This is a genomic window from Kitasatospora sp. NPDC058170 (assembly GCF_042883905.1).
Taxonomy (GTDB): Bacteria; Actinomycetota; Actinomycetes; order Streptomycetales; family Streptomycetaceae; genus Kitasatospora.
The window spans coordinates 57,725-80,737 of record NZ_JBHVUV010000016.1 but is presented as its reverse complement, the minus strand read 5'-3'; the positions used below and the strand labels follow the sequence as shown (position 1 = coordinate 80,737).

Below are 23,013 nucleotides of genomic sequence, written 5' to 3'. Positions count from 1 at the left end.
ACGGGACACACTGACAACGCGGCCGCCGGGGGGCCGCCACCGGTTCTGCCGACCCTCAAACCCATCGAACGAGTGAACGATCAGCCGGGCGGAGCCCTGTCTGCGGGCGGGCGGCGGGCGCAATGCCCCGGCGGGCGGGGCCGGTTGGAGCAGGGGGTCAGTCCAGTGCCGTCCGGTGCAGGGCGATCAGCAGCCGCCACACCCGGTGGGCCAGCTCGGGGGCGGTCGCCTCGACGAGGCCGTGCAGCCAGTCGGCGAGCACCCCGGCGAAGGTCGCGGCCACGGCCGAGGCGACCAGATCCGGCTCCGGCGCGCCGACCAGGGCGCGTTCGGCGCGGCTGCGGGCACGCAGGTCCCGGTGGAGGACCAGGCCGAGCGGGCCGCCGCCCCCCGGGCTCAGCAGCTCCCGGTAGAGCCCGGCATGCGGGGCGAGGTCGGTGAAGAAGGCGACCAGGGCCGGCGGCGGGACGGCCGGATCGGGCGCGCCGCGCCAGGCGTGGAGGGCGTCCACCGCCTCCCGGACGATGTCTGCGCAGGCGTCGACGGCCAGCGCCTCCAGGTCGGCGTAGTGCAGGTAGAACGTGGCGCGGCCCACCTCCGCCCGGCGCACCAGCGCCGCGACGCTGACCTCCGCCAGCGGGCGCAGCGCGCACTCCTCCAGCAGCGCCCGGCGCAGCCTGGCCCTGGTCCTGGCCGCCCGGGGGTCGCCGTCCCGCCCGGCCGTCATCGGGCCAGCAGGACGGCGGCCAGGGCCAGCGCCCCCGGCAGCGCCTGGGCGAGGAGGATGCGCCGGTTGGCGGTGATCCCGCCGTACAGGCCGGCGATCAGCACGCAGGCGAGGAAGAACACCTGGACCCGGAACCCGGTCGGGTCGGCGGCGATCAGACCCCAGACCAGTCCGGCCGACAGGAAGCCGTTGTACAGGCCCTGGTTCGCGGCCAGCGGGGCGGTGGCCCGGGCCATCTCCGCGTCGAAGCCGGAGAGTTCACGCCCCGGCCGCTTCTCCCACAGGAACATCTCCAGCACCAGGATGTACGCGTGCAGGGCGGCCACCAGGCCGACCAGGACATTCGCCGTCGTCTCCACGGTGACCCACTCCCTCTCGCACTTCATGGACAGGTGTCCACTGTACATGGACACCTGTCCAGAATCTCCGAGTGGTCCACCGCCCCCGCGAGGCCGCCCACGCCTCGGCGGCGGTCAGCCTCTCGACCGCCTGTTCCACTCCGCTGCGGCCGTCGATCGCAATCGGGGCGAGGACAGCGTCCAGCACCTGTTTGCCGTCCGCGTCCGCCGACTCCCGTTGCCGGAGCGCAAGCTCCCGGGCTGCCGATCGCCCAGGGGTACCACCGCCCCGGCCGCCGACCACCCGGGCCACCGACCGCCCGGGCTGACGGCGGTGGCGGGCCTACGCCGGGGAGAGGCGCAGGATGCGGTCGTCGCCCGGCTGCGGGTCGCCGCGGCCGTCGGTGTTGTTGGTGACCACCAGCAGGGTGCCGTCCCGGTCCGCCACGACCGCGCGCAGGCGGCCGTACTCGCCGTCGAGGAACTCCTGTGGCGCGGAGGCCAGGTGGTCGCCGTCGAGCGGGATGCGCCAGAGCCGGGTGCCGCGCAGCGCGGCCATCCAGATCGCCCCGTCGGCGTAGGCGATACCGCTCGGGGAGGCGTCGGCGGTGCGCCACTGCGCCACCGGGTTGATGTAGTCCGGGTTGGTGCCGATGCCTTCGACCACCGGCCAGCCGTAGTTGCCGCCGGGCTTGATCAGGTTCAGCTCGTCCCAGCTGTCCTGGCCGAACTCGGAGGCCCAGAGCCGGCCTTGAGGGTCCCAGGCGAGCCCCTGGACGTTGCGGTGGCCGTAGGAGTAGACCGGCGAACCGGGGAACGGGTTGCCGGGGGCGGGGAGGCCGTCCGGGGCCAGCCGCAGGATCTTGCCGCCGAGCGAGCTCCTGTCCTGGGCGAGGGCACTGTTGCTGCTGTCGCCCGTGCCCGCGTAGAGCATGCCGTCGGGGCCGAAGGCGATCCGGCCGCCGTTGTGCCGGGGGCCGTGCGGGATTCCGGTCAGAAGCACCTCGGGAGTGCCGAGTTGCCGGTCGGCGGGCTGCGCCGGGTCGTAGGTGAAGCGGACGATCCGGTTGTCGTCGGCGGTGCTGAAGTAGGCGTACACCAGGTGGTCGGTGGCGAATCCGGGCGACAGGGCGATCCCGAGCAGCCCGCCCTCGCCCCCCGCGGTCACCCCCGGCACGGTGCCCGCCACGGTCTTGGCGCCGTCCTTCGCCGCGACCCGGACGACCTGTGCGCTGTCCCGCTCGGAGACCAGCAGATCCCCGTCCGGCAGCACCGCCAGGCCCCAGGGCGCGGCCAGCCCGTCGGTGACGGTCGCCCGGACGGCGACCTCCGGTCCGGAGGCGGCCGACGCGGCTCCGGAGGGCGCGGTCGCAGCGGTCCCGGTGGCGGCCGACGGCGCGGCGGAGGAGCAGCCCACGGCGGCGGCCGGTCCGATGAGCAGGGCGAGAACGACGGCGGCGGAGCGGCGGAGCACCGGTGGACCCTCCAAGGGGCGACGGACGCGGACGCGGCGCCCCAGCAGACCACACCGGCCCGCCGCCGGGGCCGCACCCCGCCGCGCCACCGGGCCGATTGACCACGACCGACCCAGGCCTGGGCCGCCCCGGGCCGCCCCGACCGCGATCCGCCGCGATCACCACCACGCTCAGCCGGCGGGGACGGTCTCCCGCAGGAAGCCGGCCAGCAGGTCCGACACCGCGGCCGGCCGCTCCAGGCCGGGGAGATGGCCGGCCCAGGGCAGTTCGAGGTGCCGGGCGTCGGCGAGCAGCTCCGGCAGCCGGGCCGCGATCTGCCGGAAGTCCTCCAGGTCGCGGCCGCCCGAGAGGGCGAGACAGGGTGCCTTGACCGCCGACAGATCGGTCTCCACCGCAAACCGTCCGGCCCCCTCGGGGGCGGCCAGTTGCACGTCGAAGGCATGCCGCTGCATCGCGCGCACCTCGTCCCGGACCGCCTCCTGCGCGTCCGGCCCCAGCCAGGTGTCCACGTTCAGCTCCACGGCCCCCGCGACGTCACCCGCCTCCAGCAGCGCGTCCTCCCGCTCGCCGAAAGCCCGCAGCACGTCGCTGGGCTCGTGCTCCGGCAGCCCGGCGCACAGCAGGACCAGGGCGGACACCCGCTCCGGGCGGCGGGCGGCGATCTCCAGGGCGACGCGCCCGCCGAACGAGGAGCCGATCAGCGCCGCCCGGTCGATGCCGAGCGTGTCCAGCAGCTCCAGCACGTCATCGGCATCGTTGTGGCGCCGGTCCGGCAGGGGGGTCTCCCCGAAGCCCCGGAAGTCACAGCGCACCACCCGGTATCCGGCGTCGACCAGGGCCGACCACTGCGGGTCCCACATCCTCCGGTCGCACACCCCGGAGTGGAGGAGCACCAGCGCGGGGCCGTCACCGGCCGCATCGTAAGCAAGAGTCATGCGGCAGACCCTAGGCGGAAAATGATCAAGGCACCACGATTTTCCCCGGTCAGAGCACTGGAGCGCGCTGGGGCGCATGGACGAGCACCGGAGAGCACACGCCACGGCTCGCGCGGGCGAAATTCCCTCGGACGTGGGGTTTGGGAGGATTCCCAATCCTTTCAGGCCTCGGCCGATCTAGCCTCCGGAGCAACGCCAGTAGAGGACCCGGGGGGTCAGCGATGAGCGAGTCTTCCAACACTCCGCCGCCCATGGCATGGCGGTACTGCGGCAACCAGATCAAGCTCTGGCGCACCCATGCCCGGATCAGCCGCGAGGAGCTGGCCAAGGAGGCCGGGTACGTCGTGGAGAGCCTGCGCTCGATGGAGGCGGGTCGGCGCCGGCCCTCGCTGCACCTGCTGCACGTGGCCGACGAACTGTGCGGGGCGAAGGGCATCCTGGCGGCGGGAGCGGAGTTCCTGAAGCCGGAGAAGTACCCGCACTTCGCCGAGGACTTCATGCGACACGAGGCCGAGGCCGTCATCCTGTGCAACTACCAGAACCAGCTGATCCCGGGCCTGCTCCAGACCGAGGAGACGGCCCGGGCCCTCATGAACTCCTACTGGCCGCGCATGGACGACGAGACGGTCGAGGAACGCGTGGCTGCCAGGTTGGAGCGCCAGGCCATCCTGAGAACGCAGACCAAGTCCTTCAACTTCCTTGTCGGTGAGGCCGCGCTGCACCACCGGGTCGGCACTGCGGACGAGCACCGACGCCAGCTCCGCCACCTGCTGACCGCCGGGGAGCCCCGGCACGTCCAGATCCAGGTCGTCCCGGCGAAGGGCGCACACCCTGGGCTCGACGGCCCGTTCGTACTCCTGGAAACCGCCGAGCACGAGCGCCTCGGCTACGAGGAAGGGCAGGCGATGGCCCTGCTCTTCTCGGACCCCTCCAAGGTGAGCCTGCTCAGCCAACGCCATGAAATGATCCTCCGACAGGCCCTCAACCACGAGGACTCTGCGAGGTTCATCGGCAAGCTGGCGGAGGAACTATGAGCGGCGAACTGATCTGGTTCAAGTCCAGCCACAGTGGTACAGCGGGCGGCGATTGCATCGAGGTCGCCGCCACCCCCGCCGCCGTCCGGGTCCGCGACTCCAAGGACCGGACCGGGCCCCAACTCGCCTTCGCCCCCGATGCCTGGGCCGCCTTCGTCGCCTACGCCGCGAACCGCACCCCGTCCGCGGACGCCTGACGCCTGACGCCTGGCGCCCCGGACGGCCGGAAGGGCTGCAACCCGCTGGGGTTGCAGCCCTTGCGTCGAAGCCGGTGTCAGCGTTCGGGAGCGCGACTACGGATCAGTTGTTGCCTCCGCTGCCGTTGTTGCCACCGCCACCGCCGGTACCGTTGCCGATTCCGAGGAGGTTGACGCTGTTGCCGCAGATGTTGATCGGGATGCTGATCGGGATCTGGATCTGATTGCCGGACAGGACACCGGGCGAGCCGGTGACCACGCCGCTCGCGTAGGCACCGCCCTCGTTGATACAGGTGGTACCGCCGCCGCCACTGAAGGCGTTGGACATGCCCGAGGAGACGGGGGCGTTGTCGGGACCGTCGCAGCCCGCCAGCGCGGGGCCGGCGGAGGACAGGGCCAGCACGACGCCGAGGCCTGCGGCCGCCACGAACTTTCTGGTGTTGGTCATGGGCTCATGCGTGCCCATTTGTCATATAAACCGACTTCGAGACTCGCCAGAAGTCACCCGATCGCAGCCCGGAACCAACCCGACCGCAGCAAGGCCCAGGGCCATCCGGGCGGCGGGCGGCCGTGACCGCGACCTCCCGCCGCCCGTCAGTCGGCCGGTCAGTACCAGAGGTCGGGGCTGGTCTGGAAGTCGTAGCCGTTGCCGGGCTGCCAGTAGAAGCGGGCCTCGGCCTTGTAGTCGTGGCCCGGGCTCGGGTTGGTCAGGTTGAGGGTGTAGGCGAACTGACCGGAGCGGCAGGGGAACGAGGCCGAGAGCGCCCGGCTACCGGTGGTGTAGTCCCAGATGATGACCTCCTCGGTGCAGTTGTTGCTGGCGAAGCTGGTGTTCACCGTCGCCGCCACCTGGCCGCCGCCCGCGCTGATACAGGCCTGCTTCCAGCCGGGGCCGCTGCAGCCGCCGCCGCTCGCCGCCGAGGCGGCCCCGGCACCCGTCAGCGCGACGCCGCCGGCCAGTGCCGCGGTGGCCAGGGCCAGCGTGGCCCGGCGGATTCCCTTAACGGACATGATCGTTCCCTCCCGTGTTGCCCGGCCCGGATGACCGGGGCACGTGAAGAGGCTGCGCCCCGCCGATGGACATCCGATGAGCAGAGTCCTGAGCAGGTGCCTGAGCAGGTGCCTGAGCAGGCCCGGAAGGCCCACCCGGCTCAGCCCAGTCCACGCAGCAGCTCCTCGGCGGCGGCCGCGTCCGCGGTGAGGTCCAGTCGCCGGAAGTGGCCCACCGCCTGGGTCAGGCAGGTCCGTGCCCGGTCGGTGTGGTGCAGCCGGCCGAGCGCCTCGCCGAGGACCCGCAGCAGGGTGCCTTCGAGCATCCCGCCGACCTGGCGCGCCTGCGCGAGCGCCTCCTCCGCCGCCCGGACGGTCTCCGTCGCGCGCCCGGCCGCCAGGTGGACGTGGGCGATCAGGCTGCCGGTGGCGGCCTGGAAGCCGGGCATCCCGAAGGAGCGGAACCGGGTCAGCGCCTGCCCGGCCTCGTCGAGGGCCGGGTCCAGCTCCCCGCACAGGTGCAGCACCCGGGCGAGGTAGTAGCGGCCGACCGCTTCGGAGATGGAGGCCCCCGAGGCCCCCGAAGCCCCCGAGGCCCCCGAGGCGTCCGAGGCGTCCGCGCCGGTCAGTGCGGCGCAGCGCTCGGCGGCGGTCCTGGCCTCGCCGAGCCGCCCGCACTGCGCGTAGTTGAAGCCGAGTTCGCCGAGCACCAGGCCCTCGGCGGTGTCGTCCGCCAGCCGGTGGAAGAGGGCGGCGGCCTCCTCCAGCGGGCCGACGGCCCGGTGGAACTCCCGGCGGGCGCGGGCGTTCGCGCCGAGGAGCTGGAGGACGTTGGCGCGCAGCCGCAGCATGTCCGGCCCGTCGCACAGGGCCAGGCAGCGGTGGAGTTCGGCCTCCGCCTGCGCATAGGAGTTGGCGTGCCAGAGCATGCTGCCGCGGACCGAGCGCGCCAGTGCCTCGGCGTCCCGCCGGCCCCGGGCCAGGGCCTGCGCGGCGACCCGGCCGGCGAGCTCGGCCACGGTGGTCGCGTAGCCGTGCCCGAACAGGATCGAGCCCATCTTGTCCAGCAGGTCGGCGCTCTGCTCCAGCGGGAGGCCGGTGTCCTGGCAGGCCCGGTGGAGGACCGCGCGGTGGAGGTCGGTCTGCGTCCGCAGCCACGCGGTGGCGTCCTCGACGGTGTGGAAGGTCCGGCCCGGTCCGGTGGTCTCGGCGCGGATCAGGCTGCGGCGGGCGCGGTCGACGCGGTGTGCGGTCTCCTCGGCGTTGCGGGCGCTCGCCAGACAGAAGTCCAGCAGCCGGGCGAACGCCGCGGTCACCGCCCCGGGGGCGTCCTGGCCGGCGCTGCGCTGCCGGGCGAACACCTTCAGCAGGTCGTGGAAGGCGTACCGGTCGGCGGCCGGGGACTGCAGGAGGTTGAGGTCGACCAGCTCCTCCAGGAGTTCGCGGGTCTCGTCGAGGCCCGTGCCGAGCAGGGCGCCGGCGGCGGCGAGGGCGAGGTCGGGGGCGTCCGGCAGGGCGAGCAGCCGCAGGGCGCGTGCCTGCGCCGCGCCGAGCCGGGCGTAGGAGAGCGCGAGGACGGGCTCCACGGCGGTGTGGTGGCAGGCGAGTTCGCCGAGCCTGGTCCGTTCGTCGGCGAGGCTCGCGGCCAGCGCGGCCAGGGACTGCGCGGGATCGGCGGCCAGGCGCGAGCCGGCCACCCGCACGGCCAGGGGCAGCAGGGCGCAGGCCGTGACGACGGCGGCCGCCGCCTCGGGTTCGGCGTCGATCCGGGCGCGGCCGGCGATGGCGGCGAGCAGGTCGAGCGCCTCGGCCGGCTCCATCGCGTCGAGGTGGAGGTGCCGTGCGCCCGGCAGCGCCGTCAGCCAGGCCCGGCTGGTGACGACCACCGCGCAGGTCCTGGAGCCGGGCAGCAGGGGGGCGATCTGTTCGGCGTCGGCCGCGTTGTCGAGCAGGATCAGCAGGCGCCGGCCGCTGACCGTCGTGCGGTAGAGCGCGGCGCGCTCGACCCGGTCCGCCGGGATCGCCCGCTCCTCCACCCCGAGGGCGGTCAGGAAGGTGCCGAGCGCCTCGGCGGGGTCGAGCGGGTCGCCCTGGGCGCCGCGCAGGTCGAGGTGGAGCTGCCCGTCGGGGAAGCTCCCGCGCAGGGCGTGGGCGACGTGCACGGCCAGACTGGTCTTCCCGACGCCGCCGATCCCGTTGACCGCCGAGATGACGACGGCTCCCGGGTCCGTCCCGGAGAGCGCCGCGGCGAGTTCCGCGACGGCCGCCGCCCGACCGGTGAAGTCGGCGATACCGGGCGGTAGTTGGTCCGGGGTGGCGGCCCGCGCCGGGCTTTCCCGGGCGGCGGCCCGGCGCCCGGCGCCGAGGGCCGGGTCCGCGCGGAGGATCCGGTCGTACAGCGCGTCCAGCTCCGCGCAGTCCAGCCCCTCGGACCGGTGGAAGCGCCGGGCGTCGGCGTGGACGGCGCGGGCCTCGGCCGGTCGGCCGGCGAGGTGGTACTCCAGCATCAGCAGTGCCCGGAACCGCTCCCGGAACGGGTGGGCGAAGACGGCCTGGTCGAGCTCGACGAGGCAGGAGGGGTTGTCCCCCAGCTCGACGTCGAGGCCGAGTTTCGCCTCCCAGGCGTCCAGCCGGCGCTCGGCCAGGTGGCGGCGCAGCTCGGCGGCGTGCCGGCCGGGCAGGCCCGCCAGGGGTTCGCCCGCGTGCAGGGCGAGCGCGCCGGTCAGCAGCTCCCTGGCCCGTGGGCGGTCACCCGCGGCGAGCCGGTCGGCGGCCTGTGCGACGAGGCTGTCGAAGGTGGCGCTGTCCACCGCCAGGGCGGGCACGTCGAGGCGGTATCCGCCGTCGACGGTGACGAGCAGGTGCTCGGCGGAGCACTTCCGCAGCTCCCTGCGCACCCGGTAGGCGTGGGTCGCGAGGATGGACCTGGGCCGGTTCGGCGGGCCGTCCTCGTCGAAGACGCCGTCGCCGAGCTGCCCGGCGGTGAGCGCCCGGCCCGGATGGGCGAGCAGCATGGCCAGGAAGGCCTGCTGCTGGCGCCGTCCGAGGGCCAGCGGCTGTTCGCCGTGCCAGGCGGCGAGCGGGCCCAGCAGCCTGAAGCGCAGTGCCGCCGCTGCGGTGGGGCCGGGTTCGGTTGTCTCCATGTCGGGTCTCCGTGGGCGTGGTGGGGCCCCGGGGCCGGCGCACGGAGGCGGCGGGTGCACGCCTTCGGCCCGGCCCGCTGCGGGACCGGGTCGGGCCGAGGTCGGCGGGGCTCAGCAGCCGCTGGGCACCGGCAGGATCACGTAGGGGCTCTCGGTGGAGTCCGGTGTGTGGATGGGGCCGTGCAGTTGGTCGCGGACGTAGCTGGTTCCGGGCTGCCGCTCCCACAGGAGGCGGTTGCAGGTGTCGGTGATCAGGAGGTCGCCGCTGCGCCAGAGGGTCAGCCGGGCGTGCGGGTGGCCGGCGGTGCCGCTCTCCCAGCAGAGGCCGCCGGAGGGGTCGAGGACGACCAGGTTGCCGTCGGCGCGCATGACCGCCCGGACGCCGCAGCCGACGGTGCCGGACGCCCAGGTCGGGTACTGGCGCGACCAGTCGTGGTCCGGCGCGTAGTAGGCGACGAGGTTGCCGTCCGGCTGCATGACCAGCCGGGCCGTGCCGTTGCCCGGGTTGTCGACGTGCCCGCCGTCGTTGCGGAGCTCCTCGTCGTCCCAGATGCTCGCGGTCGGCGCGTCGTAGGTGGCGTGCGCGGTGCCCTGGACGGCGAGGACGCCGACGGCCGCCAGGGTGGCGGCGGTGGCGGCTCCGGCGAGCCCGCGGATGGTGCGTGTGACGGTCCGGCGCAATGTCCTGGTCCTCTCCCCCGGCCGCTGCTGGTGCCGCGGCCGCCCTGTTCAGGCGGGTGGTGGCCGCCTGCGGGGGGAAGTCTCGGCCGCGTCGGTTGACGGGTGATGAATGCCCGCGTTTACGCGCCGGGAGAGGAGAGCAGGGCGGAGATCGGCCAGGCGGGGCGGCGCACCAGCCGGTCGGCCGCGTCCCGCAGTGCGCGCGGCAGGTGGTCGCAGGCTGCGGCCAGCTCCCGGGCGGCCGCCGGTTCGCGTTCCAGTCGCTCCCGGCCGAGGACCCGGCCGAGCAGTTCCCGTGCCTCGCGGGCGGTCATCCGCCCGAGCCTGACGGTGTGTTCGCCCGGTGCCGGGCCGTCACCGGGGAGGGTGACGAGGGCCGCGCAGGCGGGTGCGGCGGGGAGCAGCGGGCGGATCCGGTCGACGGCGGTGGCGCCGTCGAGCAGGACCAGGACCCGCCGGTCGGCGAGCAGCCGGTGGTAGAGCCCGGCTCGGTCGGCCGGGCCCGGCGGCACGGCCTGCTCCTCGACGCCCAGGGCGCGCAGGAACGCGGCCAGGATGCCGGGCACTTCCGCGGGGTCCTCGCCGGGGCGGCCGTGGAGGTCGGCGTACAGCTGGCCGTCGGGGTAGCCGGGTGCGGCCGCGTGGGCGGCGTGCACCGCCAGCGCGCTCTTGCCGGACCCGGGTGGTCCGCAGACCGTGACCAGTGCGGCCGGTGGCCGACGCGGCCCGGTCAGCAGGGCGGCGAGAGTGGCGAGTTGCTCCACGCGGCCGGTGAAGTCGGCAAGGTCGGTGGGCAGTTGGAAGGGGCGGCGAACCGGCCTGGCACCGGCGCGGGCGGCCCCGGGCGCCCAGGTCACCACCTCCGGACCGGGCTCCGGATGAGGCCCTGCACCGGGCCCTGCACCGGGCCCCGAACCGGGCCCCGAACCGGGCACCAGGCCTGGCAACGGGCCTGGTAACGGGCCTGGTAACGGGCCGAGTTCGCGGTCGAGTTCGAGGAGGGACCGCCGCGCCTCCTCCCGCCGTCCGGCCAGCAGGCGGCGCTCGTGCTCCGCGAAGGGCCCCGGCACGCCGTCCAGCGCCGGGCCCCGCCACAGGTCCAGCGCTTCGGAGAGCAGGGTGCGGGCGCGTTCCGGCTGCCAGTTCCGGCGGGCCGTGGCGGCCTCGGCGAGCGCGGCCAGGAAGACCGTCCGGTCGATGCCCTGCGGGTCGACGTCCAGCCGGTACCCCTTGCCCACGTGCCGCAGGATGCCCGCACCCCGGCCGTCGAGCACGCTGCGCAGCCGGTACACGTTGCCCGGCAGCGAGGCGGCCCGGTCCGGCGCCTCGTCGCCCTCCTCGCCCCACACCCCGTCGATGATCTCGCCCACCGGCACCGGCCGCCCCGCGCCGGCGAGCAGGACGGCCAGCACGGCCCGGTCCCGGGCCCGGTTGATGCGCAGCTCCCGGCCGGCGCGCCAGGCCTTCAGCGGTCCGAGGGTGGTGAAGTGCAGCTCCAGCGCGTGCTCCTTGGACGATCGGACCGACAGCCCGTCATGGTAGGCCGTGTCCGGCCGATCGTCCCGGTTCCCGGTGCTACAGCGGCGCCCCCGGCCGGATCCACCACCCGGATTGCCGCCCGGATCCGCCCCCGGGCCCGCCCCGCACGACCGGCCCTCCGCGCTCAGCCCCTGCACCCCCGGTGGCTCAGCGCGGCACCCCCGCGGCGTCCAGGAAGGTGCGGAACTTCGCGCTGGTCTCGGCGAGTTCGGACTCCGGCCGGGACGCGGCGACCACACCCGCACCCGCGTACAGCCGCAGCGTGCGCTCGTCGGCCTCGGCGCAGCGGATGGTGACCACCCACTCGCCGTCGCCGTCCGCGTCGCCCCAGCCGACCATGCCGGTGTACAGGCCGCGGTCGAACGGCTCGATCTCGCCGATCACCGTGCGGGCGAGCGGCGTCGGCGCGCCGCAGACGGCGGGCGTCGGGTGCATCGCGGTGGCCAGCTCCAGCGCGGAGACGGACGGGTCGACCAGCACGCCGGTGATGGTGGTGGCCAGGTGCCACATCGCGGCGGTGCGGACCAGGGTCGGCCGCTCGGGCACGTCCAGGTCCCGGCAGTACGGGGCCAGCGCCGTACGGATGGCGTCCACCACGACGGCGTGCTCGTGCAGGTCCTTGGGCGACTCCAGCAGGGCGGCGGCGCGGCGGACGTCCTCGCCGAGGTCCGCGCTGCGCGGGACGGAGCCGGCCAGCGGGTTGGCCAGCACGGCCGTGCCGTGACGGGAGAGCAGCAGTTCGGGGCTGGCGCCGATCAGCGTCCGGCCGCCGCCGGCGGGTACCGCGAAGGTGTAGCCGCCGGGGTCGCGGCGGGCCAGCCGCTGGAGGATCGCGGGCAGGTCGAGCGGGCCGGCGGCGGTCAGCTCCAGCGTCCGGGAGAGCACCACCTTGCTCAACTCGCCGCCCTGGAGGCGGCGGACGGCCTCGGCGACACCGGCGCCGTACGCGGCCGGCTCGGGTATCGGGCGGACCTGCCAGTCCACCCGCTCGGCGGCCGGGGCGGGCAGCGCGATCAGCGGGTCGTCGCGCAGCGCGCCGCAGTGGCGGACCTGTGCGGGCACGGCCAGTTCGGCGCGGCTGTCGTGGTCGAACGCCACCGCGCCGATCACCAGCGGGTGTTCGACCCCGTCGCGGCGGGCCCGGGCGAACGTCTCGGCGACCCGGACCGGCAGCGGGCGGGCGCCCTGCGGGACGCGGGCGTGCACGCCCTCGGCGAGCAGCGTGCGGCTCGGGGAGGCGAAGAACGCCTCGTCGGACCCGGCCCGGTACCGGCCCAGCAGCCCGCTGGCCGCGCCGATGACGCTGTGGTCCGTCCCGTCCGGGCCGTGGTACGCCGTGGCGGGGGCGTGGTGCGCCGTGGTCACCTGGATTCTCCCAGTCTGCGAGTGGCCGCCGGGCCGTGGTGGGGCCGGGCGGGGTGCGGGGCGTTGCGGGTGGAGCGGCGGGGGTCGGACGGCGGACGGCTCGGGTGCGCCAGAAGTATTAGGCAAGCCTAACCTAACACAATTGTTCGGTTCGGCCGAGGGTCTGCGGGCCCGTCAACTCGCGGATTCGGGCCACCACTCCACGCCGGAAGCCGCGGAGCGGGCCGGGTCCGGCGCACGAACCTGGACGCAACGTTGCGTCCAGTGCTACGGTGCGGACACTTCAGTCGCAACGCAACGTTGCGTCTACTTTCACCCCGGATCCGCCGCGTGTGTGCCACCGGACCGACCACCGAGTCCGCCACCGGACCCGCCGGACCCCCGGACCCACCGCCGGATCCACCACCAGAGGAGCACCCCTTATGCCCTCCGCAGCCCGCCCCACACCGGTCGCCCGCGCCGCCGTCGCGCTCGCGCTCTGGGTCACCATGGCCGGGACCACCGTCCCGACCCCGCTCTACCCCCTCTACCAACACGCCTTCGGCTTCACCCCGTTCACCGTCACGGTGGTCTTCGCCGTCTACGCGCTCGGCGTCGTCGCCGGACTGCTCACCCTCGGCCGCCTCTCCGACCGGATCGGGCGCCGCCCGGTCCTCGGCGGAGCGCTGCTGCTCGCCGCGGCCGCCGCCGGGCTCTTCCAGGCCGCCGACGCGCTGCCCTGGCTGCTCGCCGCCCGGGTGGTCTCCGGCCTCTCCGCCGCCCTGATCACCGGCAGCGCCACCGCCGCCCTGCTCGACCTCGCCGCGCCCGACCGCCGCCAACGCGCCCAGACCCTCGCGCTCGCCGCGAACATGGGCGGCCTGGCCTGCGGCACCCTGCTCGCCGGGGCGCTCGCCCAGTGGGCCGGCTCGCCCCTGCGGCTGCCCTGGACGGTGATGCTCGCCCTGACCGCCGCCGCGCTGCTCGGACTGCTCGCCGTCCCCGAGACGGTGCCCGGCGCCGCGGCCGGTCCGCGGCGGGCGGCCGGGGCACAGGCGGGCGCCCGGTTCAGGCTGCGCTTCCAGCCGCTGCGCGTCCCCGCCGCGATCCGGCCCGACTTCCTTCGCGCCGCGCTGGCCGGCGGCTCCGGGTTCGCCGTCCTGGGCGTGCTCACCGCCGTCAGCGGCCTCTTCCTGGCCACCGTCCTCGACATCCACAACCGCGCGCTGACCGGCCTGGTCGTCTGCCTCGCCTTCGCCGCCACCGCCGTCGGCCAGCTGCTGGCCCGCCTCCTGCCCGCACCCCGCGCCCTGCCGACCGCCTGCGCCGGACTGGTCGCGGCCGCCGCCCTCATCGCGACCGCCCTGCTCACCGAGTCCCTGGCCCCGCTCCTGCTCGGCGCCTGCGTCAACGGGCTGGCCACCGGCACCGCCGTCGGCACCGGCCTGGGAGCCATCAACACCGGCGTGGCACCGCAGCAGCGCGGCGAGGCGGTGTCCACCTTCTTCGCCATCCTGTACACGATGCTCTCGGTGCCGGTGGTGGGCGTCGGCGTGCTGATCCAGCTCGCCGGGCTGCGCACGGCCGGCCTGGTCTTCAGCGCCCTGGTCGCCGTGCTGGCCCTCGGTGCCGCGGCCGGCCTGGCCCGGCGTACGGCGCCCGTCCACCCCCGGGAGGCGTGAGAGGATGGGCCCGACCAGCACCTCCGGCCGAACAGTCCACCGGCCCGCCCGTAAGGACCTCAGCACCATCGCCGCCCAGCAGCACCCCGCCCCGACCGGTGGCAGCAGCCGCCGCAGCGAGGCCGCGCGCCTGGCCGTGCTGAACGCGGCCGACGACCTGCTGGTGGAACACGGCTTCGAGGGCCTCACCATCGAGGGCATCGCCGCCGCGGCCGGGGTAGCCAAGCAGACCATCTACCGCTGGTGGAAGTCCAAGGTCGACATCCTCTTCGACAACCTGGCCCTGGACGCCGGACCGGCCCTCGTCTGGCCCGAGGACACCCCGCCCGGCGCGGACGAACTGCGCGCCTACGTCCACCGCTTCGCCCGCTTCCTCGGCGAGGAACCGGCCGGGCGGGTCCTGCTGGCCCTCCTCGGACACGCCCAGCTCGACAGCCGGACCGCGGAGTTGCTGCACTCCGGCTTCCTGGACGAGCTGCACGCCCGGGACGTCGAGCAGACCGCCCGCTGCCTCTCGGTCTCCGCCGCCGAGGCCGAGTCCGTCCTCGACGCCCTCCTCGCCCCGCTCTACCACCGCGCCCTCGTCCTGCGCCGCCCGCTCGACCCGGCCTTCGTCGACGCGCTGCTCGACCGACACCTCGATCACTGACGGTCCGTCACATCCTTTTCCGCGCAGTCCTCTTTCCGCGCAGGCCTGTTCCCGCGCAATCCCCTTTCCGCGCCCGTGAGTCCCCCGGGCCGCCCTCTGGAGCCGCCATGTTCCGCCGCCCCCGCCCGACCCACGACGTCCGGGTCACCGCGGTCGCACCACTGACCTCGACCCTCGTCCGACTCACCCTCAACGGCCCCACCCTGGCCGACCTCGGCATCGAACACCCCACCCAGTGGGTGAAGTTGGCGATCCCGGAGGGCCACTCCCGGGCCTACACCATCCGGCACCACCGGCCCGGGCAGGGCGAGGTGGACATCGACATCGTCCTGCACGGCAACGGCCCGGTCTCCCGCTGGGCCGCGACCGCCCGCCCCGGCGACGCCGCCCGTCTCGCCGGCCCCCGCGGGCGGTTCCAGCCGCTCGACAGCGCCGCCCACCTCCTGCTCGCCGCCGACGAGAGCGCCCTCCCGGCGGCCCTCACCATCCTCGACCGACTCCACCCGTCCGTCCGGGTGTCCGCCTACTTCGAGATCGCCGATGCCGCCGACGCCCTCCCGCTCAGCACCCGTGCCGACCTGACCACCAGCTGGCTCCCCCGGCCCACCGGACACCCCAAGGGCCACCTCCTGAGCGCCGCCCTGCTCGACGCCCGGCTCCCCTCCTCGGCATCGGCGTGGCTCGCCGGCGAGGCCTCCTCCGTCACCGCCATCCGCCGCCACCTCCTCACCGACCTCGGCTACCCCCGCGAGCACGTCCAGGCCAAGGGCTACTGGAAGCAGGGCGAGTCCGACCACAAGGGCTGACCGCGGGCGGCCGCCCCGGCCACCGCCCCCGCTCGTCCACTCAGTGCTCGGCGGAGACTGCTCGGCGGACACTGCCCGGCAGACACTGACAGGAGGTGTCAGGGATTCTCGCGAGACTGGCGGTCGGCGGTCCACATCGGGCCCGCCGACCGCCGGTTCCCGACTGCGACTCCGACTCCGACTCCGACTCCGACTCCCGACGAGGATCCCTTGCGCATCCAGCCCGACCGTCCCGCCCCTGCCGCCGAGCGCCTGCTGATACCCGCCGCGCTCATCACCGCGCTGGGCAACAACATCCAACTGATCGCGGCGGCACTGCTGATGGTCAGGACGGAGGGGACGATGCTCTCGGTCGGCTGGCTGTTCATCGCCGTGGCCGTCCCGCAGGCGGTGCTGTCACCGTTCTTCGGGCGGCTGGCCGACCGGTTCGACCGTCGGCGGCTCTGGCTGGGGTGCGACCTGGTCAGCGCCGTCGCGGCGTTGGCGGTCCCGGTCTGGTCGGCCGCCGCCGGCCCGAGCAGCGGCGTCGTCTACGCGGGCAACTTCGCGCTCGCGGTCGTCGGTGCGCTCTTCGGCCCCGCCAGCGCGGGCCTGATCAAGGAGCGGGTGCGGCCCGCCGAACTGCGCCGGTTCACCGCCGACTACGAGGTCGCCACCCAGGCCGGGATGCTGCTCTCCGCCTCGGTCGGCGGCTTCGCGCTCCAGTTCTTCGGAGCCACCCCGCTCTTCGTGTTCAACGCGGCGACCTTCCTGGTGTCCGCGGTGTGCGTGGCCGCGACGGGGAACCGCCCGGCCGCCGCGGCCGCCGAACGGCTGGTCGGGGCCGAACGGGTGCCGGCACCGGGGAGTTCGCGCGGCCCGGTGGCCCGTCTGATCGTGCTGTACGCGCAGGGCAGCGTCGTCGTCACCGTCTTCAACGCGCTGCTCCCCGTCCTGGTGATCGGTGAACTGCACCGCGGGGCGGCCGTGTTCGGGGCGGCCGACGCCGCCGGGGGCGCCGGGTTCCTGCTCGCCGCCGTGGCGTACCGGGTGCTCGGCCGGCGGACGGGCGATCTGCGGATCGCGGTGGTCGGCTTCCTCGCGGCCAGTCTGATGCTGGTGCTGCAACCGCTCTTCGGGGTCACCGGATTGGTGGTGTTCGTGACGCTCGGGGCCTTCCTCTTCGGCCAGGCGCGGATCGCCTCGCGCGCTCTGCTGATGACCTCGGTCGAGGAGCAGCGGATCGGACGGGTCTTCGGCGTCGCCCATGCGAGCGGGCTGGCCGCCACGGTGGTGGTGATGCTGGCGGTCTCCGCGGTCACCGACCACTCCGACAGCCGGTACGGCTTCGCCGTCCTCGCCGCGATCAGCGCGGTGGCGGCCGTCGCGGCGGTGGGCCGACGGGCCCTGCGGCGCGAGCCGCCCCAGCCGGTCGAACCCGCCCGGCCCGCCCTGCCCGTCGAACCTGCCGAGACCGTCCCGCCCGTCCGACCCGCGGGGTGCGGTGCGCCGACGGTCGGCACCGGGGCGGGCTGACCGCGCGGCGGGGCGGCGGTCATCGGTACAGCCCGGCGAGCGCCCGTGCGGACGCGGCCATCCGGTCGCGCAGGTCCGCGGGCTCCAGGACCTCCAACTCCGCGCCGAGCTTCAGGAACTCGGTGTGCGCATGGTCCACCGACTCGATCGGGACGACCGCCCGGCACCAGCCGTCCCGGTCGGGCCGCACGCTCGCGGCCACGGCCTCGGCGACCACCCGGCCCAGCAGCCCGGGCAGGCGTTCGACTCCACGCGGGGAGAGCCTGACGAGGGCCTGGCCCTGGTGCAGCCGCGCGTGGAAGTCGGCGACGTACTCCCGCCAGAAGGCGGCCAGGTCGAACCCCTCCGGGCGCTCGAACTCCCCGTCCAGCAGCTGGACTTCCAGGATCTGGTCGACCCGGTAGGTACGGACGTCCGGGCCGCTGCGGGCCACCAGGTACCAGCGGCCGGCCTTGAGCACGAGGCCGTACGGCGCGAGGTGCCGCTCGACCTCGGTCGGCGCCTGCCAGCGGCGGTAGCGGATCCTGATCGGCCGCCGGCTCCACACCGCGTCCGCGACGGCCGGCAGGTGCGGCACCTCCTCGCCCTCGCTGTACCAGCCGGGGGTGTCGAGATGGAACCGCTCCTGGCTGCGCGCCATGTGGTCGCGGAGTTCCGCGGGCAGCGCGGCCCGGACCTTCAGTTGGGCCGCCGCGGCCACCGCCCCGAGGCCGAGCTCGGCGGCCGGTCCGGGCAGCGCGCCGAGGAAGAGCGCCCGGGCCTCGTCGGCGCTGAGACCGGTCAGCCGGGTGCGGTAGCCGTCGAGGAGCCGGTAGCCGCCGGCCGGACCGGCGTCGCCGTACAGCGGGATGCCCGCCGCGTGCAGGGACTCCACATCCCGGTAGACGGTGCGGACCGACACCTCCAACTCGTCCGCCAGCTGTTGCGCGGTCATCCTGCCGCGGGTCTGGAGGAGCAGGAGAAGGGACACCAGTCGGCTCGCACGCATGGCTGCAGTATCCGCGCCACCACCGACAGGTCTTCGCCCGGCCGACAGGTCTGCGCCGAGCCGGCCACCGCTGGTCGCACACCGCCGAGGCGGTGACCGCGGAGGACCTGGACGGGCTGCGGGCGGTCAGTGCGCAGCGGGGGCGGGTGCCAGACCGGTGCAGCCCCGAAGGCCGTCGCGGCGCTTGAGGGCGGCCTCGGCGGCGGCGCCGGTCTGCGGGACGGGGACGCCCTGGCCGTCGACCGTCGCCGGGGCGAAGGTCTCGCCGGTCACCTTGCCCGCGGCGTTCAGGGTGAGGGTGGTGACGCCGGTCTCGTTGGAGAAGGCGTAGTTGGAGGTGCCGTACCAGAGGAAGTTGCCGAAGCCGTACCCGATGTACGTGTTGCCGAGCATCCCCGAGCCGAGCATGGTGTGCGCGTGCGTGCCGACGACGGCCGTCGCCCCGACGCCCGCGAGCTTCTTCGCGATGGCGGTCTGGGCGCTGGTCGGACAGGCCTTGCCCTCGTCGCCCCAGTGCAGGTAGACGAGCACCACCGGAGCCTGCTGCTTGGCCGCCTCGACCGCCTTCACCAGGGCCGCCGCGTCCAGGGCCGAGGCGATGCCCGGCTTGGTGGCGCCCGCGCGCCACTTCTGGTTGGTGAGGTCCTCGACCTGGCTCGCCGCCACCACCGCGACCTTCACCCCGCGCACCGTCGTGACGTACGGCGCGTACGCCTCCTTGGCGTTGTGGCCGAAGCCGACGATCGGGATCGGCGAGGCGTCCTTGGCGGCGAGGGAGTCGGCGAGGCCGTCGGCGCCGAAGTCCACGGCGTGGTTGTTGGCCATCGAGACGACGTCGACGCCGGAGTCGCGCAGCGCGGTGAGCGCCTTGGGCGAGGTGCGGAAGGTGTAGGTCTTCGGCTCGGGGGCGCCGCGGTCGGTGATCGCGGTCTCCAGGTTGAGGACGGCGAGGTCGGCGTCCGAGAGGGTCTTGGAGATCGGCCCGAGCGGCTGCTCCGGCGCCTTCACGGCGAGCCGCGACTCCGTCCGGCCCTCGAAGTGGACGTCGCCCGCGAACGCCACCGTGATGCTGCCGTCCGGCCGGGGCGCGGCGGGGCTGCCGGACGCCGCTGCGGAGGGGTCGGCGGAGGCCGTGGCGCCTGTCGAGGGCTTGGCGCCGTCCGCGGCGAGCGCGGCCGGAGCCGGCGCGGGGTCGTCCGGTCCGCAGGCGGCCACGGGTATCAGCCCGACCAGCAGTGCGACGGCGGCCGCGACACGGCGCATTGAGATTCCCCCAGGGGTCGGTCCAAGAGCGGTTCAGCCTACGTCACGCCTCCGCGCGGCCTTCGCCCCGCCTCCACGGGACCCCGGACAGGCCCGACCGGCCCAACCCGGGCGCCCGATCCGGCCACCGTGTCACTGGCGCGGCGGCGGCGCCCGCGCGCAGCGTGGAGTGGAGGGGTGGCAACCGCGCTCGAGGTGGTGGGTCGTGAACGGCATGGACGACAGGGACGGCAGGGACGGCACCGGCGCTGTCAGCAACGGCAACGGTGACGGCGGGGGTCCGGGCACCGTCCGCACCAAGGACTGGCAGCTGAGCCTGCACGTGGTCGAGGAACGCGACACCACCCGGGTGCACGCCGTGCTGGACGCCGACGGGGCCGTCCTGCGGAGCGATGCCCTGGCCCGCCGCAACCCGCGCGACGACCCGGCGCCGGCGGTCGGGGACGAGTTCGCCGTCGGCCGCGCACTGGTCGACCTGGGCCACCAACTCCTGCGCGCGGGCACCCAGGGCGCCACCGGGTCCGTCGAGGACTGACATGCTGGTCCCTGGCGGTCGGCGGATGACGCAGGCCGGATGACGGCCACCGCTCGACGACGACCGCCAGACAGCAGACACCAGATGACAGATGACAGATTCCGGACTTCGGATTCCGGACTTCGGACTTCGGATTCCGTCAGTCGACCACCGGGACCCCAGGCACCCATGGAAACCAGCACCGGCACCGCCCCCGACTTCACCGCCCCCGACTTCACCCCCGCCGAGCGCGCCCGCGGCCGGGCCCTGCGCCGCGAGCAACTGCCGTGGGCACTCGGCGGGCGGGCGCTCGGCCTGGCGCTCACCCTCCTGCTCGGGCTGACCCCGGTCGGCGCAGGCCTGGTCACCGCGGTCGGCGGCTGGTTCGGCGGCTCCCGGAGCGCCGAGGTGCTCGCCGGCGCGGCCGCCCTCGTCCTCCTCGGCCAGGCCGCGCAGCTGCCCTTCGGGGCCGGCGCCCGCACCGTCCGCGCCCGGTACGGACTGGTCACCCAGGGCTGGGGCGGTTGGGCGGTGGACGCGCTGCGCGGGCTGGCGCTCACGCTGGCCCTGGCGCTGCCGGTCGTGTTCGGCCTGTACGCGCTGACCGCCTGGTCGCCGGACCGCTGGTGGATCCCGGCGGCGGGCGCGGCGGCGCTGCTCACCGCGGCCCTCTCCTTCCTCTTCCCGCTCGTCGTCGAGCCGGTGTTCAACCGCTTCACGCCGATGCCGGACGGCCCGCTGCGGGAGGCGCTGCTGGCGCTGGCCGAGCGCGACCGGGTACGCGTCCGGGACGTCCTGGTGGCGGACGCCTCGCGGCGCACGACGGCGCTCAACGCGTACGTGTCCGGACTCGGCGCGACCCGCCGGATCGTCGCGTACGACACGCTGCTCGCCGCGGCCGAACCGCGCGAGGTGGAGCTGGTGGTGGCGCACGAGCTGGGCCACGTCAAACACCGGGACGTGCTGACCGGCACCGTGCTGGGCGCGGTGGGCGCGGCCGCGGTGGTGTGCGTGCTCGGCCTGCTCACCGGCTGGGGACCGCTGCTGTCGGCCGCCGGCGCGACGGACGCCGCCGATCCGCGCTCGCTCCCCCTGCTGGCCGCGTGCGCGGCGCTCCTGGGGGCGCTGTCCGGACCGGTACAGTGCGCGGTGAGCCGGCGGGTCGAGGCCCGGGCGGACCGACACGCACTCGAACTCACCTCGGACGCCGAGCAGTTCATCGCGATGCAGCGCAGACTGGCACTGGTCAACGTGTCCGATGTCGACCCGCCCCGGGTGCTTGAGCTACTGTTCGCCACTCACCCGAGTGCGACCCGTCGAATCGCCGCCGCCCGGGCCTGGCAGGCATCGGCCCGCTGAGCGGACGGGCGACAGCCGGGCACAGGGAAATTTGTTGTATGATGCAACAAATATTCGAGGAGGTAGGTGCGCCGTGCCCGGTCGCGAGACGTCGATCGAAACCATCCAGCGCGAGCTGACCGCCTTCGCCCGGCGGGCGCGGCACAAGGCGTCGCAGCTGCACCCGGACCTCTCCCTGGTCACCTACAGCATCCTCGACCTGATCAACGAGCGCGGGGGCTGCCGGGCCGCCGACGTCGCCTCGTACTTCATGCTCGACAAGTCCACCGTCAGCCGCCAGGTGGGCGCCCTGGAGAAGCTGGGGCTGCTGCGCCGCGAGACCGACCCGGAGGACCAGCGCGGCCAGATCCTGCGCGCCACGGAGGCCGGGCTGACCCTGCTGCGCGAGGCCAACGAGCAGCGCCGGATCTCCTTCACCGCGCGGTTCACCGACTGGTCGGACGAGGACGTCGCCCGCTTCGCCGACTACCTCGCCCGGTACGGCGCCCAGGACTGAGCCGCCCGGGCCGAACGCTCGGACCGGCTCGGACCGGCTCGGACCGGCTCGGACCGGGCGCGGACCGAACCCGCCCGGGCGGCCGGGACCGCCCCTTTCCGCCCCGGGGCCCTCCCGCCGGAATGCGGTCCACCGCCCGCACGGTGTACAGAGGAGAGGTGCCACTTCGGCAGCACCCCCGAGACCCGCGCCGGGTGTGGCGGCCCGACCGCCGCGCACTGACGGCGCTGCCGCTCGCACTGATCGCCGTGATCACCGTGGTCGACATCCTGTCGCCGCCGGAGATCCACCTCGGCCCGCTGCTGATCGTCGCCCCCGCGATCACCGCCTCCTTCGCCGGCACCCGGGCCACCGCCGCCGTCGCCCTCCTCTCGATCGCCGCCCTGGTCGTCATCGGCGGCCTGCGCGACGGGCTGACCACGGCCAACCACGAGGCGCAGATAGCCGCCCAGATCGTGGTCTCGGCGCTGATCGTCGGCCTGCGCGTGCTGCGTGACCGGCACGAACAGGAGCTGGCCCAGGTCCGCTCGGTCTCCGAGGCGGCCCAACGCGTCCTGCTGCGCCCGCTGCCGGACCGGATCGGGCCGCTGCACCTGGCCTCCGTCTACCTCGCGGCCGAGGCCGAGGCCCAGGTCGGCGGCGATCTGTACGCGGCGGCCCGGACCGCCACCGGCACCCGGCTGCTGGTCGGCGACATCCGCGGCAAGGGCCTGGCCTCGCTCGGCGACGCCGCCCTCCTGCTCGGCGCCTTCCGCGCGGCCGCCCACCTGCACGCCTCCCTGCCCGACCTCGCCGTCTACCTGGACGGCAGCGTCTGCTGGGACCTCGCCCAGCTGGGGATGCAGGGGCACGACGGCGACCCGGACGGGGGCGAGCCGACCGGCGACGCCGGCGAGTCGTTCATCACCGCGGTCATCCTCGACATCCCGGACGACGGCTCGGTGGTCCGCCTGATCGACTGCGGCCACCCGCCCCCGCTCCTGCTGCACGCCGGGGGCACCACCGCGCTGGCCGCCCGCAACCCCGCCCCGCCGCTCGGGCTCGGCGACCTGGGGCCGACCGAGTACGAGGTGGAGGAGTACCCGTTCCTCCCCGGCGACCGGCTGCTGATCTACACCGACGGCGTCATCGAGGCCCGCGACGCCCGGCGGCGCTTCTACCCGCTCACCGAGCGGGCCACCGCCTGGCACGACGAGCGCCCGGCCGTCCTCCTGCAGCACCTCCGCCGCGACCTGCTCGCGCACGTCGGCGGGCGGCTGGACGACGACGCGGCGATGGTCGCGGTGGAACGGCTGCCGGGAGACAGCCCGCGGGGCGCGTGACCGGCCGTCCGCCCAA

Annotated in this window: 22 protein-coding genes; 10 read left to right on the top strand and 12 right to left on the bottom strand. The window is 74.8% G+C overall.

Annotated features, from left to right (window positions below):
* Positions 1–157 precede the first annotated feature (157 nt).
* From ACFVVX_RS19390 to ACFVVX_RS19375, 4 genes are all read right to left on the bottom strand, one after another.
* Positions 158–727: a TetR/AcrR family transcriptional regulator gene (locus ACFVVX_RS19390; RefSeq protein ID WP_387947059.1), complete on the bottom strand. Its 570-nt coding sequence runs from the start codon at positions 725–727 to the stop codon at positions 158–160.
* Positions 724–1,086: a DUF1304 domain-containing protein gene (locus tag ACFVVX_RS19385; protein WP_387947253.1), complete on the bottom strand. Its 363-nt coding sequence runs from the start codon at positions 1,084–1,086 to the stop codon at positions 724–726. Before ACFVVX_RS19385 ends, ACFVVX_RS19390 begins: the two co-directional genes overlap by 4 nt.
* Before the next feature lie 322 nt (positions 1,087–1,408).
* Positions 1,409–2,539 carry a PQQ-dependent sugar dehydrogenase gene (locus tag ACFVVX_RS19380; RefSeq protein WP_387947057.1) on the bottom strand — a complete coding sequence of 377 codons (1,131 nt, stop codon included), beginning with the start codon at positions 2,537–2,539 and terminating at the stop codon, positions 1,409–1,411.
* A 171-nt stretch (positions 2,540–2,710) separates the two neighbouring features.
* Positions 2,711–3,475 carry an alpha/beta fold hydrolase gene (locus tag ACFVVX_RS19375; RefSeq protein ID WP_387947055.1) on the bottom strand — a complete coding sequence of 255 codons (765 nt, stop codon included), beginning with the start codon at positions 3,473–3,475 and terminating at the stop codon, positions 2,711–2,713.
* Positions 3,476–3,726: 251 nt separating this feature from the next.
* On the opposite strand from ACFVVX_RS19375, the gene ACFVVX_RS19370 reads away from it, so the two are divergent.
* Together ACFVVX_RS19370 and ACFVVX_RS19365 are read left to right on the top strand one after the other, a co-directional pair.
* Complete coding sequence (locus tag ACFVVX_RS19370; protein ID WP_387947053.1) at positions 3,727–4,509, top strand: Scr1 family TA system antitoxin-like transcriptional regulator; 783 nt, start codon at positions 3,727–3,729, stop codon at positions 4,507–4,509.
* Positions 4,506–4,706 (top strand): DUF397 domain-containing protein, encoded by a 201-nt coding sequence (locus ACFVVX_RS19365; RefSeq protein ID WP_387947051.1) that lies wholly within the window; start codon positions 4,506–4,508, stop codon positions 4,704–4,706. Before ACFVVX_RS19370 ends, ACFVVX_RS19365 begins: the two co-directional genes overlap by 4 nt.
* Positions 4,707–4,809: 103 nt before the next feature.
* Here ACFVVX_RS19365 and ACFVVX_RS19360 read toward each other — a convergent pair whose 3' ends face one another.
* The 6 genes from ACFVVX_RS19360 to dhbC all read right to left on the bottom strand — a co-directional run bounded on the left by ACFVVX_RS19360 (position 4,810) and on the right by dhbC (position 12,424).
* The gene (locus tag ACFVVX_RS19360; RefSeq protein WP_387947049.1) at positions 4,810–5,154 is read right to left on the bottom strand and encodes a chaplin family protein; all 345 of its coding nucleotides are present in this window, start codon (positions 5,152–5,154) and stop codon (positions 4,810–4,812) included.
* Positions 5,155–5,312: 158 nt separating this feature from the next.
* Complete coding sequence (locus tag ACFVVX_RS19355) at positions 5,313–5,717, bottom strand: hypothetical protein (RefSeq protein WP_387947047.1); 405 nt, start codon at positions 5,715–5,717, stop codon at positions 5,313–5,315.
* A 140-nt stretch (positions 5,718–5,857) separates the two neighbouring features.
* Positions 5,858–8,839: a BTAD domain-containing putative transcriptional regulator gene (locus ACFVVX_RS19350; protein ID WP_387947045.1), complete on the bottom strand. Its 2,982-nt coding sequence runs from the start codon at positions 8,837–8,839 to the stop codon at positions 5,858–5,860.
* Positions 8,840–8,950: 111 nt separating this feature from the next.
* Positions 8,951–9,520 carry a hypothetical protein gene (locus ACFVVX_RS19345; RefSeq protein WP_387947043.1) on the bottom strand — a complete coding sequence of 190 codons (570 nt, stop codon included), beginning with the start codon at positions 9,518–9,520 and terminating at the stop codon, positions 8,951–8,953.
* A 119-nt stretch (positions 9,521–9,639) separates the two neighbouring features.
* Complete coding sequence (locus tag ACFVVX_RS19340; RefSeq protein WP_387947041.1) at positions 9,640–11,196, bottom strand: BTAD domain-containing putative transcriptional regulator; 1,557 nt, start codon at positions 11,194–11,196, stop codon at positions 9,640–9,642.
* A 10-nt stretch (positions 11,197–11,206) separates the two neighbouring features.
* Entirely contained in the window at positions 11,207–12,424 is a 1,218-nt protein-coding gene (dhbC, locus tag ACFVVX_RS19335) for an isochorismate synthase DhbC (RefSeq protein ID WP_387947039.1), read from the bottom strand.
* A 422-nt stretch (positions 12,425–12,846) separates the two neighbouring features.
* Between dhbC and ACFVVX_RS19330 the strand changes: the two genes are divergently transcribed.
* The 4 genes from ACFVVX_RS19330 to ACFVVX_RS19315 all read left to right on the top strand — a co-directional run bounded on the left by ACFVVX_RS19330 (position 12,847) and on the right by ACFVVX_RS19315 (position 17,055).
* The gene (locus ACFVVX_RS19330) at positions 12,847–14,085 is read left to right on the top strand and encodes an MFS transporter (protein ID WP_387947037.1); all 1,239 of its coding nucleotides are present in this window, start codon (positions 12,847–12,849) and stop codon (positions 14,083–14,085) included.
* A gap of 4 nt (positions 14,086–14,089) precedes the next feature.
* On the top strand, positions 14,090–14,734 hold the full coding sequence (locus ACFVVX_RS19325; protein WP_387947035.1) for a TetR/AcrR family transcriptional regulator: 645 nt from the start codon (positions 14,090–14,092) through the stop codon (positions 14,732–14,734).
* A 107-nt stretch (positions 14,735–14,841) separates the two neighbouring features.
* Positions 14,842–15,540 (top strand): siderophore-interacting protein, encoded by a 699-nt coding sequence (locus ACFVVX_RS19320; protein WP_387947033.1) that lies wholly within the window; start codon positions 14,842–14,844, stop codon positions 15,538–15,540.
* A 210-nt stretch (positions 15,541–15,750) separates the two neighbouring features.
* Complete coding sequence (locus tag ACFVVX_RS19315; protein WP_387947031.1) at positions 15,751–17,055, top strand: MFS transporter; 1,305 nt, start codon at positions 15,751–15,753, stop codon at positions 17,053–17,055.
* 19 nt (positions 17,056–17,074) lie between these two features.
* Here the strand turns inward: ACFVVX_RS19315 and ACFVVX_RS19310 are convergent, their stop codons facing one another.
* Both ACFVVX_RS19310 and ACFVVX_RS19305 read right to left on the bottom strand, forming a co-directional pair.
* Positions 17,075–18,043, bottom strand: coding sequence for a helix-turn-helix transcriptional regulator (locus ACFVVX_RS19310; RefSeq protein WP_387947029.1), 969 nt, complete (start codon positions 18,041–18,043; stop codon positions 17,075–17,077).
* Between the two features lie 126 nt (positions 18,044–18,169).
* Positions 18,170–19,306 (bottom strand): CapA family protein, encoded by a 1,137-nt coding sequence (locus ACFVVX_RS19305; protein ID WP_387947027.1) that lies wholly within the window; start codon positions 19,304–19,306, stop codon positions 18,170–18,172.
* 214 nt (positions 19,307–19,520) lie between these two features.
* Here ACFVVX_RS19305 and ACFVVX_RS19300 point away from each other — a divergent pair, with 214 nt between their 5' ends.
* The 4 genes from ACFVVX_RS19300 (at position 19,521) to ACFVVX_RS19285 (ending at position 22,997) form a co-directional block, all read left to right on the top strand.
* A complete protein-coding gene (locus tag ACFVVX_RS19300) occupies positions 19,521–19,841 on the top strand; it encodes a dsRBD fold-containing protein (protein ID WP_387947251.1) in 321 nt (106 codons plus the stop codon).
* Positions 19,842–20,009: 168 nt separating this feature from the next.
* Positions 20,010–21,179, top strand: a complete 1,170-nt coding sequence (locus tag ACFVVX_RS19295) for a M48 family metalloprotease (RefSeq protein ID WP_387947025.1) — start codon at positions 20,010–20,012, stop codon at positions 21,177–21,179.
* Between the two features lie 73 nt (positions 21,180–21,252).
* The gene (locus ACFVVX_RS19290) at positions 21,253–21,675 is read left to right on the top strand and encodes a MarR family winged helix-turn-helix transcriptional regulator (RefSeq protein ID WP_387947023.1); all 423 of its coding nucleotides are present in this window, start codon (positions 21,253–21,255) and stop codon (positions 21,673–21,675) included.
* 158 nt (positions 21,676–21,833) lie between these two features.
* Entirely contained in the window at positions 21,834–22,997 is a 1,164-nt protein-coding gene (locus tag ACFVVX_RS19285) for a PP2C family protein-serine/threonine phosphatase (RefSeq protein ID WP_387947021.1), read from the top strand.
* Positions 22,998–23,013: the final 16 nt, after the last annotated feature.